The organism is Bradyrhizobium genosp. A (assembly GCF_049949275.1).
Classification (GTDB): domain Bacteria; phylum Pseudomonadota; class Alphaproteobacteria; order Rhizobiales; family Xanthobacteraceae; genus Bradyrhizobium.
This window is the reverse complement of record NZ_CP188196.1, coordinates 351,100-363,630: the sequence shown is the minus strand read 5'-3', so window position 1 is coordinate 363,630 and position 12,531 is coordinate 351,100. Positions and strand designations below refer to the sequence as shown.

The following is a 12,531-nucleotide window of genomic DNA, read 5'->3' as shown; positions in this document are numbered from 1 at the left end:
CGATCTGTCGTGGCTGGTCGTAACCGTACCCGGGGGGACAGACCGCCCGGCCTCAGAAATCCGAGGCGATGCCTTTGCGCTCCCAATCGCCGTAGCGGGTGGGCTCGGGTCCCTTCGGCCCCTGCAATTCCTTCGGTGCCGGCTCGGGATTGGCCGCGGCGGCCTGCCGGCGCGCCTCGGCTTCGGCCAGCGCGCGCTTGGCGGCCGGCTGCAGCGGCTTGCGATCGGGAATGGAAGGCTGGTCACTCATCGTCTGGGCTCCTAGCGCAGGATCGCCAGCCGCGCGACGTCCAATTACGCATTGCTGAAATGGCCGCGACGGGCTGAAATCGCCAGAGGCCATTCTTACATTTGGCATATTCGCATGCGAGAGCTGGTGTTCTTAAGGCATGCGCCCATATTGGCGGAACTGCCGCTCGCTCAGAACCTTACGTCCGCATGCCATCTCAACGTTTTGCCCCTCCATCCGAAGTGCCCGGTCTCGCGGCGCGGCGGATCGCTGCCGACATCGTCGACGGCGTCCTGCACAAGCACCGCACGCTCGACGACCAGCTCGACGGCTCCGGTGCCCATCCCGGACTGAAGACGCTCGCCGACCGTGACCGCGCGCTGATGCGGCGACTGGTTGCAACCATCCTTCGCCGCCTCGGCACGCTCGGCCATGTGCTGTCGCGCCTGCTCGACAAGGGCATTCCCTCAGACGCACCGCGCGCGCAGAGCGCGCTCCTGATCGGCGCCGCCCAGATCCTCTGGATGGACGTGCCCGATCACGCCGCGGTCGATCTCTCCGTTCGCCTGGTGCAATCCGACCGGCGCGCCGCGCGCTATGCCGGCCTCGTCAACGCCGTGCTGCGCCGCTGCGCGCGCGAGGGCCAGGCGCTGGTCGAGGAGGTCGCCACGCAATCGCTGGACCTGCCGCCCTGGCTGCTGGCGCGCTGGAGCGCGCATTACGGCGAGGCGACTGCACGGGACATGGCGCTCGCGCTCGGCCACGAACCTTCGCTCGATCTCACCGTGAAGTCCGACGCCGCACAATGGGCGAGCCGGCTGCATGGCGAAGTGCTGCCAACCGGATCGGTGCGCACGCTGCTGCACGGCGCGGTGACCATGCTGCCTGGTTTCCCCGAAGGACAATGGTGGGTGCAGGACGCCGCCGCTGCGCTGCCGGTCCGGCTGTTCGGCGATATCTCGGGCAAATCGATTGCCGATCTCTGTGCTGCGCCCGGCGGCAAGACCGCGCAGCTGGCGCAGGCCGGTGCGCATGTCACTGCGATCGACCGTTCACCGGTCCGGGTCGCGCGTCTGCGCGAAAACCTGGCCCGGCTGTCGCTCCAGGCCGAAACCGTCGTCGCCGACGCCGTGGAATGGGCGGGCCCAGCAGATGGCCTCGATGGAGTCCTGATCGATGCGCCCTGCACCTCGACCGGAACGATCCGTCGGCACCCAGACGTCGCATGGCTGCGGCAGGATTCCGACGTCGCTGCGATGACCGTTCTCCAGCAACGGCTGCTGCGCAAATCCGTCTCGCTGCTCAAGCCCGGCGGGACTTTGGTCTACTGCACCTGTTCGCTGGAACCTGAAGAAGGCGAGCAGGCCGTCGCCACGCTGCTGGCCGCAGAGCCTGCGCTTCGCCGCGTGCCGGTCGAGGCCAGCGAGGTCTCCGGGCTCAGTGAGATCATCACCAGCGAGGGCGATCTCCGGACCCTGCCGAGCCATCTGCCGCACGCCGACCCGAAGCTCGGCGGGCTCGACGGATTTTTCGCGGCCCGGCTCGTTAAATCCTGATTTTGCACCGGATTTTGCTACCGCTGGACTGATTCGGGGTCATTCAAGGTAGTGTCAGCCGGCCGATTTTGGGATTAATAAGGATTCGTCGGAATCCTCTCCCCCTTCAAGGCAAGGCGTGTCGGTCGCTCAACGCAGACGTATCTCGACGCTGGTGATGAACCGCTTCGCGCGGAACATGCTCGCGCGCGCGAGCGGCGGTTCGGTTGCGCTGTCGCGGGTGTGGCCCGGCCGTACCGATCGGCTGATCATCGCGCCGCATGATTTGCGCACCGCGGACGCGACGCGCGCCGCCGAGATCTATGCCGGGCGCTTCGTGTTCGCCGGCAAGATCGTCAACTGCCACGGCCGCTCGATCTTCGATCTCGATCCGCCCTCGGAGGATTGGGAGGTCGCGCTGCTCGGATTCGGCTGGCTGCGGCACTTGCGCGCCGCCGACACCGCGCTGACCCGGGCGAATGCGCGCGCGTTGGTCGAGGACTGGATCAGCAACCCCGCCAACAAGCGCCGGCCCGTCGCGCGCCGCGCCGACGTGCTGGCGCGGCGCGTGATCTCGCTGCTGTCGCAGGCGCCGCTGGTGCTCAACGACACCGACAACAAATTCTACCGCCGTTACTTGCGCGCGCTCGCACGCGAGATCCGCTTCCTGCGCTACACCATGGTCAACATCCCCGACGGGGTGCCGAAGCTCCAGGTGCTGATCGCGCTGTGCTACACGACGCTCTGCCTTGCCAACCAGGCTCGTCACATCCGCAGCGCGTCGAAAAAACTCTCCGACGAGTTGCAGCGGCAGATTCTCCCCGATGGCGGACACATCTCGCGCAACCCGGGCGCGCTGATCGAGCTCCTGATCGACCTGTTGCCGCTGCGGCAGACCTTTGCCGCGCGCAACATCGCACCCCCGCCGGCGCTGCTCAATGCGATCGACCGCATGATGCCGATGCTGCGTTTCTTCCGGCACGGCGACGGCAATTTCGCGCTGTTCAACGGCATGAGCGCGACGCCGTCGGATCAGCTTGCCACGCTGCTCGCCTATGACGACGCCCACGGCGCGCCGATGGCGAACATGCCGCATACCGGCTTCCAGCGCCTCGATGCCGGCCCGACCACGCTGATCATCGACACCGGCCCACCGCCGCCACCTGGCGTCAGCCACGACGCGCATGCCGGCTGCCTGTCGTTCGAATTGTCCTCCGGCATCAGCCGCATCGTGACCAATTGCGGCATGCCGACCACCGGCCGCGACAATTGGCGGCCGTTCGCGCGCGGCACCGCGGCGCATTCGACGCTGACCTATCACGAGACGTCGTCCTGCCAGTTCGTCGAGATGTCGGCGATGAAACGGCTGCTGCGCGGCGCACCGATCACCAGCGGCCCTCGTGAGGTGGAGAGCTATCGCGAAATCGTGCAGGACGGCACGCTGCTCACGACCTCGCATGACGGCTATCTCGCCAAGTTCGGCGTGATCCATCGCCGCGTGCTGATGGTCGCCAATGACGGGGCGCGGATCGATGGTGAGGACACGCTATCGCCGCCGCAGGGCGCGCGCCTCAAGGGCGCTGACGCCGATTTCGCGCTGCGCTTCCATCTGCATCCCGCAGTGAAGGCAAGCCGGCTGTCGGATGCCCGTGGCGTCATGCTGGTGCTGCCCAACCGTGATGTCTGGACCTTTGAGGCCCTCGACGACAAGGTCGATCTCGAGGACAGCGTGTTCCTGGCCGGCAATGACGGCCCCCGTCGCACCGCGCAGATCGTGATCCGCCAGGATGCCCGCCAGGCGCCCTCGATCCGCTGGAGTTTTGTCCGTTCCACGGCCTCGCCGGCGGTCACCAATGCTCGCCGAAATGCGCGGCGCGAGCCGGAACTTCCGCTGTAAACAGGCGTGATCCGGCCCTATCTAGCCGTTGAGACGAGCGCCAAAAGCTGCTATCGAGCGCTCGTTCGCGCGACTGGCGACCTTGGATGGAGCACCATCGGGAAGCGCGACACATATCCGCCGCGCGCCTGGGCATAGACACTCCTTAAGACAGAGGATCTTGCTCATGACTGACCATCCCTGCCGCGTCACCCGTGCTCTGCTTTCCGTCTCCGATAAAACCGGCCTGATCGAATTCGCCAAGGCGCTTGCCGCGCATGATGTCGAGCTGGTCTCGACCGGCGGCACCGCCAAAGCGATCGCCGCTGCGGGCCTGAAGGTGAAAGACGTCTCCGACCTGACCGGCTTTCCCGAGATGATGGACGGCCGCGTCAAGACGCTGCATCCGAAGGTGCACGGCGGCCTGCTCGCGATCCGCGACAACAAGGAGCACGCCGAGGCGATGAAGGCGCATGGCATCGCGCCGATCGATCTGCTCGTCGTCAATCTCTATCCGTTCGAGGCGACCGTCGACAAAGGCGCGGGCTTCGAGGACTGCATCGAGAACATCGACATCGGTGGCCCCGCGATGATCCGCGCCGCCGCCAAGAACCATGACGACGTCGCCGTCGTGGTCGAGGCTGACGACTACAAGGCCGTGCTCGACGAGCTCGCGGCCAACAACGGCGCAACGACGCTCAAGCTGCGCCGGCGGCTTGCCGCAAAGGCTTATGCGCGCACCGCGGCTTACGACGCTGCGATCTCGAACTGGTTCAACCGCCAGCTCGAAATCGACGCACCCGATTTCCGCGCCTTCGGCGGCAAATTGATCCAGTCGCTGCGCTACGGCGAGAACCCGCATCAGACCGCGGCGTTCTATGCGACGCCCGACAAGCGTCCCGGCGTCTCGACCGCGCGGCAGCTGCAGGGCAAGGAGCTCTCCTACAACAACATCAACGACACCGATGCCGCCTATGAATGCATCGGTGAGTTCGACACCAAGCGCACCGCGGCCTGCGTCATCGTCAAGCATGCCAATCCTTGCGGCGTCGCCGAAGGCTCGAATCTCGTCGACGCCTACCGCAAGGCGTTGGCCTGCGATTCGACCTCGGCCTTCGGCGGCATCATCGCGATGAACCGCGCGCTCGACGCCGACACCGCGCGCGAGATCACAAAAATCTTCACCGAGGTGATCATCGCGCCCGACGCCAGCGAAGAGGCGATCGCCATCATCGGTGCACGCAAGAACCTCCGTCTGCTGCTCGCCGGCAACCTGCCGGACCCACGTGCACCGGGCCTGACCGCAAAAACAGTGGCGGGCGGTCTGCTCGTACAGAGCCGCGACAATGCCGTGGTCGACGACATGACTTTCAAGGTCGTGACCAAGCGCGCACCGAGCGATGCGGAGATGCGCGATCTCAAGTTCGCCTTCCGCGTGGCAAAACATGTCAAGTCCAACACCATCATCTACGCCAAGGATCTCGCCACCGTCGGAATCGGCGCCGGTCAGATGAGCCGCGTCGATTCGGCCCGCATCGCCGCCCGCAAGGCGCAGGATGCGGCCAACGAGCTGAAGCTCGCGGAGCCGCTGACCAAGGGTTCGGTCGTGGCGTCGGATGCATTCTTCCCGTTCGCCGACGGCATGCTCGCCTGTATCGAAGCCGGCGCCACTGCCGTGGTGCAGCCCGGGGGTTCGATGCGCGATGACGAGGTGATCAAGGCCGCCGACGAGCACGGCATCGCCATGGTGTTCACCGGCACGCGGCACTTCAGGCACTAAAGCGATCAGCGTAGCGAGCTGAGAGAGTTACAACAACCCCATCGACTTCGTCATTGCGAGCGCAGCGAAGCAATCCAGAATCTTTCCGCAGAGGAAGTCTGGATTGCTTCGTCGCTTCGCTCCTCGCAATGACGGAGACGGGATTTGCCTAGTGCGGCTACTCCCGCACCCGCATCAGCAGCACCAACCCCGCGACGAAAAACACCACCAGCACGGCCATGCCGGCTTTCTGGCTCGCGGTTGCCGCGGTGATCACGCCGATCAGAAGCGGTCCGATGAAGGACGTCACCTTCCCGGTCAGCGCGAACAGACCAAAATACTGCGCGATCCGATCCTTCGGCGCGAGGCGGATCAGGAGCGTGCGTGAGGCGGCCTGAAGCGGGCCGCCAGCCGCGCCGATCAGGCAGCCCAGCACGATATAGGCACGCTCAGCGGCGGCAGCGAACATCGGGCCGCCCGGCTCTGGTGGCGCGACCTTGACGAACAGCACGCTGTCCTTGTCGACCAGCAGGATTGCCGCGACCGCGAGCAGCAGGATCAGCATGCTGCCAGCGATGACGCGCTTCGGACCAAGGAAGTCGTCGAGCTTGCCGCCGAGCCACGCACCGAAGGTGCCGGCGATGGCGAGGATGATTCCAAACGTGCCGATCTGGATCGTGTGCCAGCCGAAGGTGCCTGCGGCATAGATGCCGCCGAACGCGAACAGCGACACCAGGCCGTCCGTGTAGATCATGTTGGCGAGCAGAAACGCCGCGAGCGATTTCTGCTGCGGCAGATCCTTCAGCGATCGCTTCAGATCCGCCAGGCCTTCATGCAGCGCCTCGCGCACCGGATGCTTCGCCGGATAATCCGGCGTGAACAAAAACATCGGCGTCACGAAGATGATGAACCACAGCCCTGTCAGCGGTCCCGCAGCACGATCGCCTTCGTGCATGGCAGGATCGAGCCCGAACAGCGGCGTGAAGCCGAGCAGCGTGTGACCGGTCTCTGGATTGGCGGCGAGGAAGCCGAGCACGATGATCAGGCTGACAATGCCACCGATATAGCCCGTGGCCCAGCCGGTGCCGGAGAGGCGGCCGATGCGCTCCGGCGGCACCAGGGTCGGCATCATCGCATTGTTGAAGACGGTGGCGAACTCCGCGCCGACGCTCGCAAGCGCGACCGCGAGGAGCAGCGGCGGAATGATGGCGTGATCGCCAGGCTTGCCGATCCACAGCGCGCAGGAGGCCAGCACGAGCACCGCCCCGAACGCGGCGATCCATGGCTTGCGGCGGCCCGAGGCATCCGCGATGGCACCAAGTACGGGCGACAACAGCGCGATCGCCATGCCAGCTGCTGCCATCGCAAAACCCCAGAGCGACTGGCCCGTGGCGGGATCCGGCGCGATGCTGGTGGCGAAATAAGGCGCGAACACGAAGGTCGTGATCAGCGTGAAATAGGGCTGCGCGGCCCAATCGAAGAAGATCCAGCTGACGACCGCGGCGCGCGGCGGATAGGTCCGCGGGGCGTCGGCCATGCGCGCATCCGAGGCGATTGTCGTCATCACGCAGTCCTCATCACAAACAGTTTTGTCTCTCTTAGCGCAAACCGTATAGCATTACAGCGACACGTTTGAATTGGCCTGAAGGCCCAGCGGAAATTTGATGATGTCATCATTTTCGACCCGGCGGAGTTTTTTCGCACTTATCGCCGCTCTGGCGCTTGGTCTTGCGTCGGCAACCGCGCAGGATGCGCGGCGGTCCTATGTCCCGCCGGCGCTCGACACGGTGCACGCGATCCCCGCCGAGCACGGCATCGTGGTGGCGCAAGAGAGAATCTCTGCGCAGGTCGGCGCCGACATCTTGCGGCGTGGCGGCAATGCCGTCGACGCGGCCGTCGCGACCGGCTTTGCGATGGCAGTGACTTATCCGCGTGCCGGCAATATCGGCGGCGGCGGCTTCATGGTGATCCATTCGGCCGAGCACAATGAAGACATCGCGATCGACTATCGCGAGACCGCGCCGGCGGCGACCACGGCGCAGATATTCCTTGGACCCGACGGCAAGCCTGATCCCGCCAAGTCGCGCGATTCCGGACTTGGCATCGGCGTGCCCGGCACGGTCGCGGGCCTGGCGCTCGCGCTCGAGAAATATGGCTCGGGCAAGTTCACGCTGGCTCAATTGCTCGATCCTGCGATCGTGCTCGCGCGCGACGGATTTATCGTCACCGACGATATCGCCGATACCCTGCCGGGCTGGTACTCTCGGCTGGCACGCTGGCCGTCCTCGGCCAAGATTTTCGCAAAGCTCGACGGCACGCCCTTTGGCGAAGGCGACAGGCTGGTGCAGAGCGATCTCGCCGACACGCTGGTGAGTGTCGCAACGCAGGGACCGCGCGGCTTCTACGAGGGTCCGGTTGCGGAGAAGCTCGCCAAGGCCGTGTCCGACGCCGGCGGCATCATGACCCCGGCTGATCTGAAGGCCTATCAGGCCGTGATCCGTTCGCCGGTGCGCGGCACCTATCGCGGCTATGACATCGTCTCGATGCCGCTGCCATCGTCCGGCGGTGTCGTGCTGGTGGAATCGCTCAATATCCTCGAAGGCTTTCAGCTCGCCGATCTGAAGCAGGGCTCACCGGCATCGCTGCATCTGCTGATCGAAGCCATGAAGCGCGCCTACGCCGATCGAGCGCGCTATCTCGGCGATCCCGCCTTCGTCAACGCGCCGATCGATGCGCTCACGGCGAAAGACTATGCGGCCAAGCTGCGTGCGAGCATCTCGACCGATCGCGCGACGCCGTCGAAAGAGATCGTTTCCGCCCCGCCCGCGCCGCGCGAAGGCAGCAACACCACGCATTTCTCCGTCGTCGATAGCAGCGGCAACGCCGTCAGCAACACCTATACCCTGAACTTCAGCTACGGCGTCGGCCTCGTCGCCGACGGCACCGGCGTGCTGCTCAACAACGAGCTCGACGATTTCACCGCCGCCGTCGGCGCCTCCAATGCCTATGGCCTCGTCGGCTACGAGCCGAATCTGCCTGGCCCCGGCAAGCGGCCGCTGTCGTCGATGTCGCCGACCATCGTGCTCCGGGGCGGCAAACCCGTGCTGGTGACGGGCTCGCCCGGCGGCAGCGGCATCATCTCGACCGTGCTCCAGGTGATCGTGAACGTGCTCGACTACAAGATGGACGTGGCGGCCGCGGTGGCCGCACCGCGGCTGCATCATCAGTGGCTGCCGGACGAAGTGCGCGTCGAGCGCGGCTTTCCCGACGATGTGCTGTTCGAGTTGAAGGCGAAAGGTCACCTCATCGTCGAGCCGATGGGACAAACCTCCGCCAATTCGATCGCGGTGACGGCCAACGGTCCGCTCGGCGCGCCCGATCCGCGCACGCGGGGCGCGGAGGCAGCGGGGCAGTAGCCCGTCCGCTGCATCGGCGTGTTGTTTCCTGGGACGTCACGGGTCCGCGTAAACCAGCAATGACGGCGAAATAGCTATCGTCCCACCTCGTACGGGCCGCCCTTCTCGAGCGCGCGGCTGTACGCCGGCCGTGCATGGATGCGTTCCAGGAACGCCATGGCCTTGGGGTGGCCTTGCTCGAGCCCGCCGCGCGCCTGGGCTGCTTCAAGCGGAAAGCTCATCTGGATATCGGCCGCGGTGAACTCGCTGCCGGCGAACCACTCGCTTTTTCCCAGCTCGCCCTCCCAATAGTCCATGTGCTGCTTGAGCTGCGGATTGACCAGGGCGGTCAGCGCCTGGTTCGAGACCTTGCGCACCAGCGGACGAAGCAGCGCCGGCGCGCGCTTCGGCATCAGCGTGAACAGCAGTTTTAATAGCAGCGGCGACATCGCCGATCCCTCGGCATAATGCAGCCAGTAAGTGAAGCGCAGCCGCTCCGGCGTGTTCGGCGGCGGGATCAGCCGACCATTGCCGTAGGTCGCGATGAGATATTCGATGATCGCACCTGACTCGGCGATCGTGTTGCCATTGTCGGTGATGACGGGCGACTTGCCGAGCGGATGGATCGCGCGCAGCTCTTTCGGCGCACGCATATCGGGCTGGCGCTGATAGCGCACGATCTCGTAGGGCACGCCCAACTCCTCAAGCAGCCACAGCACGCGCTGCGAACGCGAATTGTTGAGGTGGTGAACGGTCAGCATCGCAGGGTCCCCGGGGTAGGCGTGGTCGGTCAGGCGTTCGTGCCAGCCCGGGACCGCAATGTCGAGCCATCCGGACGGATAATTTCGCCCGGGTATATTGACTTGGGCAATTTACCCGGGTATTAAATCACCAACGCGATCGATATGGCAATGATTCCAATGCAAAAAACTTTCACCGCCTTCCAGGGGCAGCGCCGCCTCGCGTCAGGCCCGGCAGGAGAGGTCGCGCTGGTCGTCAAGCGGGTGGCGGCACGGCCGGAGGAGCCCATCATCATCTTCGAGGACGCTACGGGCCGATCGATCGACTTCGATCTGCGCGGCGGCGATCGCGAAGTGCTGGCGCGTCTGGCGAAGCTGATCCCGCCGCCGGTTGCGGAGACCGCACCGCCAGCCGAGCCGCGCGGCCGCGGCCGGCCGAAACTCGGCGTGGTCGCGCGCGAGGTGACGCTGCTGCCGCGGCACTGGGAGTGGCTCGGCGCGCAGCCCGGCGGCGCTTCGGTCGCACTGCGAAAACTCGTCGACGAGGCCCGGCGCGCCAGCGGCGACAAGGATCGCGAGCGACAGGCGCGCGATGCGGCCTATCACTTCATGTCGACCATGGCCGGCAATCTGGCGCAGTTCGAGGAAGCTTCGCGCGCACTGTTTGCAGATGACCGGCGCCGCTTCACCGGACTGATCGCCGACTGGCCGGCCGACATCCGCGACCACATCGTCAAGCTCGCTTATAGCGACCGCGCCTAAGCGCGATCTCCAACAACCCATCAACGGCCAGGCCGCGCGTGCTTTGCGCGGCAACGGCTTTGCTCGCCCTGATGAAAGGCACATCCATGTCCGCTCCAAAACCGCTCTGGAAAAGCTTCCTGCGCTTCCTCGCACCGTTGATGCTGAGCAACGCGCTGCAATCGCTGTTCGGCACCGTCAGCAATGTCTATCTCGGCCAGATGATCGGCGTGGACGCACTGGCGGCGGTCTCGACATTCTTCCCGGTGTTTTTCTTCCTGTTCGCCTTCGTCATGGGCCTGAGCACCGGCGCCACCGTACTGATCGGCCAGGCCTTTGGTGCGGGCGAGCACGGCAGGATCAAAATCGTCGTCGGCACCACGCTCGCAGTCGGCCTGCTGCTCTCGATGTCTGTCGGATTGATCGGCGGGCTCTTCAGCCGGCAATTGATGATGGCGCTCGCGACGCCCGCTGACATTCTCGACCAGTCAAGCGCCTATGCCCGCATCATGCTGCTGACCATGCCGCTCGGCTTCACCTTCCTGCTGATGACGGCGATGATCCGCGGCGTTGGCGACGCAGTGACGCCGCTGCTGGCGCTGGCATTGTCGACTGCGATCGGCCTGGTCCTGACACCGATGCTGATCCGCGGCGCGTTCGGCCTGCCGGCGCTCGGCATTGCGAGCCCGGCCTGGGCGGCTGCGATCTCCAACGCGGTGACGCTCGTCGTGCTGGCCGTCTACCTGCTGCGGAAGAAGCACGCGCTCGCGCCGGACGTCGCACTGCTGCGCCATGTGCGGCTCAATCGCGCTGTGATCGGACAGATCCTTGGCATTGGATTACCCAGTGCGGTCGGCATGGTCGTGATGGCGATCGCCGAGCTGGTTCTGCTCGGCCTCGTCAACGGCTTCGGTTCGGACGCAACGGCGGCTTACGGCGCGGTCAATCAGGTGATGGGCTACACGCAGTTCACGGCGATGTCGATCTCGATCGCGGTCTCGATCCTCGGCGCGCAAGCGATCGGCGGCGGCGACAGGGCGCGGCTCGACGGAATCGTCCGCACGGGCCTTGCGTTCAACCTCGTGCTGACTGGTGGGCTCGTGGCGCTGATCTATCTCGCACCGCGCGCCGTGCTCGGCATCTTCATCACTGATGGCGCCGTGCTCGATCTGGCGAAAAACTTACTCTATGTCGCGTTGTGGAGCTCGGTGCCGTTCGGCCTTGCGACTACGTTCTCCGGCGCGATGCGTGCCGCCGGCGTGGCGCTGACGCCGATGCTGCTGTCGATCTTCGCCATTGTCGCGATCGAGCTGCCCTCCGCGGTGATCCTGAGCCGCGCGATCGGCCTTGCGGGTGTATGGGCCGCCTATCCGATCGTGTTTTGCGCCATGTTCGTCTTGCAGATGGGCTACTATCTGCTGGTGTGGCGCAAGAAGGCGATCCGGCGCCTGATCTGATCGTCGAGATATTATGACCGTCATTAAACGGTGGACCTGTGGCGCGCCCTGCGCCACAATGGATGAAAAGCCAGTTCAAAAGTTAAGTCAGGGAGAACGATTTTGACCCGCACAGCCCCGCAATTCCTGTTCGATTTCGGCAGCCCGAACGCCTATCTCAGCCATCTGGCGATCCCGGCGATCGAGCAGCGCATCGGCGTCAAATTCGAGTATGTGCCGATCCTGCTCGGCGGCATCTTCAAGTCGACCAACAACAAGTCGCCGGCCGAAACGCTCGCCGGCATCAAGAACAAGCGCGAATTCCAGCAGGTCGAGACCGAGCGCTTCATCAAGCGCTTCAAGGTCGAGCCTTACGTCTTCAATCCCAACTTCCCAGTCAACACGCTGCACCTGATGCGCACCGCGATCGCGGCGCAGCTCGAGGGTGTGTTCGAGAAATACGTCGACGCCGCCTTCCACCATATGTGGCGCGAGCCGAAGAAGATGGACGATATCGAGGTCGCGGCGAAGGCGCTGGCGTCCTCGGGTCTCGATGCCCAAAAGTTGTTCGCCCGCGCCCAGGAGCCGGAGGTGAAGGGCAAGCTGATCAAGAACACCGAGGAGGCGGTCGCCCGCGGCGCGTTCGGCTCGCCGACCTTCTTCGTCGGCAACGAGATGTTTTTCGGCAAGGAGCAGCTGCGCGAGGTCGAGGAGATGGTGCTGGGACAATAATCCCGCATCTCCGGCGACAGAATGTGATCGCGGCGACATTCCGGGTTGCTTCGCTTCGCGCGCAAGGGCGACTATAGATAGACCGCCA

The 12,531-nt window shown here is 65.1% G+C and carries 10 protein-coding genes and 1 riboswitch; of the genes, 7 read left to right on the top strand and 3 right to left on the bottom strand.

Annotation, left to right across the window (positions count from 1 at the left end):
• Window positions 1-52: 52 nt before the first annotated feature.
• Window positions 53-250, bottom strand: coding sequence for a DUF1674 domain-containing protein (locus ACP2YP_RS01645; RefSeq protein ID WP_426421915.1), 198 nt, complete (start codon window positions 248-250; stop codon window positions 53-55).
• Window positions 251-438: 188 nt separating this feature from the next.
• On the opposite strand from ACP2YP_RS01645, the gene ACP2YP_RS01640 reads away from it, so the two are divergent.
• The 3 genes from ACP2YP_RS01640 to purH all read left to right on the top strand — a co-directional run bounded on the left by ACP2YP_RS01640 (window position 439) and on the right by purH (window position 5,420).
• A complete protein-coding gene (locus ACP2YP_RS01640) occupies window positions 439-1,785 on the top strand; it encodes an RsmB/NOP family class I SAM-dependent RNA methyltransferase (RefSeq protein WP_426421914.1) in 1,347 nt (448 codons plus the stop codon).
• A gap of 157 nt (window positions 1,786-1,942) precedes the next feature.
• A complete protein-coding gene (locus tag ACP2YP_RS01635; protein ID WP_426426444.1) occupies window positions 1,943-3,661 on the top strand; it encodes a heparinase II/III family protein in 1,719 nt (572 codons plus the stop codon).
• A 59-nt stretch (window positions 3,662-3,720) separates the two neighbouring features.
• Window positions 3,721-3,802, top strand: a riboswitch (ZMP/ZTP riboswitch).
• Between the two features lie 25 nt (window positions 3,803-3,827).
• Window positions 3,828-5,420 carry a bifunctional phosphoribosylaminoimidazolecarboxamide formyltransferase/IMP cyclohydrolase gene (purH, locus tag ACP2YP_RS01630; RefSeq protein ID WP_426421913.1) on the top strand — a complete coding sequence of 531 codons (1,593 nt, stop codon included), beginning with the start codon at window positions 3,828-3,830 and terminating at the stop codon, window positions 5,418-5,420.
• A 157-nt stretch (window positions 5,421-5,577) separates the two neighbouring features.
• Here the strand turns inward: purH and ACP2YP_RS01625 are convergent, their stop codons facing one another.
• Window positions 5,578-6,963, bottom strand: coding sequence for an MFS transporter (locus ACP2YP_RS01625; RefSeq protein ID WP_426421912.1), 1,386 nt, complete (start codon window positions 6,961-6,963; stop codon window positions 5,578-5,580).
• A 100-nt stretch (window positions 6,964-7,063) separates the two neighbouring features.
• Here ACP2YP_RS01625 and ggt point away from each other — a divergent pair, with 100 nt between their 5' ends.
• On the top strand, window positions 7,064-8,815 hold the full coding sequence (gene ggt, locus ACP2YP_RS01620; protein ID WP_426421911.1) for a gamma-glutamyltransferase: 1,752 nt from the start codon (window positions 7,064-7,066) through the stop codon (window positions 8,813-8,815).
• A 74-nt stretch (window positions 8,816-8,889) separates the two neighbouring features.
• On the opposite strand, the gene ACP2YP_RS01615 is transcribed toward ggt, so the two are convergent.
• Window positions 8,890-9,555 (bottom strand): glutathione S-transferase family protein, encoded by a 666-nt coding sequence (locus ACP2YP_RS01615; protein ID WP_426421910.1) that lies wholly within the window; start codon window positions 9,553-9,555, stop codon window positions 8,890-8,892.
• Window positions 9,556-9,699: 144 nt separating this feature from the next.
• On the opposite strand from ACP2YP_RS01615, the gene ACP2YP_RS01610 reads away from it, so the two are divergent.
• The 3 genes from ACP2YP_RS01610 to ACP2YP_RS01600 all read left to right on the top strand — a co-directional run bounded on the left by ACP2YP_RS01610 (window position 9,700) and on the right by ACP2YP_RS01600 (window position 12,443).
• A complete protein-coding gene (locus ACP2YP_RS01610) occupies window positions 9,700-10,296 on the top strand; it encodes a DUF2239 family protein (RefSeq protein ID WP_426421909.1) in 597 nt (198 codons plus the stop codon).
• Window positions 10,297-10,382: 86 nt separating this feature from the next.
• A complete protein-coding gene (locus ACP2YP_RS01605; protein ID WP_426421908.1) occupies window positions 10,383-11,732 on the top strand; it encodes an MATE family efflux transporter in 1,350 nt (449 codons plus the stop codon).
• Window positions 11,733-11,834: 102 nt separating this feature from the next.
• Window positions 11,835-12,443 (top strand): 2-hydroxychromene-2-carboxylate isomerase, encoded by a 609-nt coding sequence (locus tag ACP2YP_RS01600; protein WP_426421907.1) that lies wholly within the window; start codon window positions 11,835-11,837, stop codon window positions 12,441-12,443.
• The last annotated feature ends 88 nt before the right edge of the window (window positions 12,444-12,531 follow it).

Bases quoted from the DNA above. Each gene is read 5' to 3' on its own strand.
- ACP2YP_RS01645 (WP_426421915.1), bottom strand. From the start codon at position 250: ATGAGTGACCAGCCTTCCATTCCCGATCGCAAGCCGCTGCAGCCGGCC.
- ACP2YP_RS01640 (WP_426421914.1), top strand. From the start codon at position 439: ATGCCATCTCAACGTTTTGCCCCTCCATCCGAAGTGCCCGGTCTCGCG.
- ACP2YP_RS01635 (WP_426426444.1), top strand. From the start codon at position 1,943: ATGAACCGCTTCGCGCGGAACATGCTCGCGCGCGCGAGCGGCGGTTCG.
- purH (WP_426421913.1), top strand. From the start codon at position 3,828: ATGACTGACCATCCCTGCCGCGTCACCCGTGCTCTGCTTTCCGTCTCC.
- ACP2YP_RS01625 (WP_426421912.1), bottom strand. From the start codon at position 6,963: ATGACGACAATCGCCTCGGATGCGCGCATGGCCGACGCCCCGCGGACC.
- ggt (WP_426421911.1), top strand. From the start codon at position 7,064: ATGATGTCATCATTTTCGACCCGGCGGAGTTTTTTCGCACTTATCGCC.
- ACP2YP_RS01615 (WP_426421910.1), bottom strand. From the start codon at position 9,555: ATGCTGACCGTTCACCACCTCAACAATTCGCGTTCGCAGCGCGTGCTG.
- ACP2YP_RS01610 (WP_426421909.1), top strand. From the start codon at position 9,700: ATGGCAATGATTCCAATGCAAAAAACTTTCACCGCCTTCCAGGGGCAG.
- ACP2YP_RS01605 (WP_426421908.1), top strand. From the start codon at position 10,383: ATGTCCGCTCCAAAACCGCTCTGGAAAAGCTTCCTGCGCTTCCTCGCA.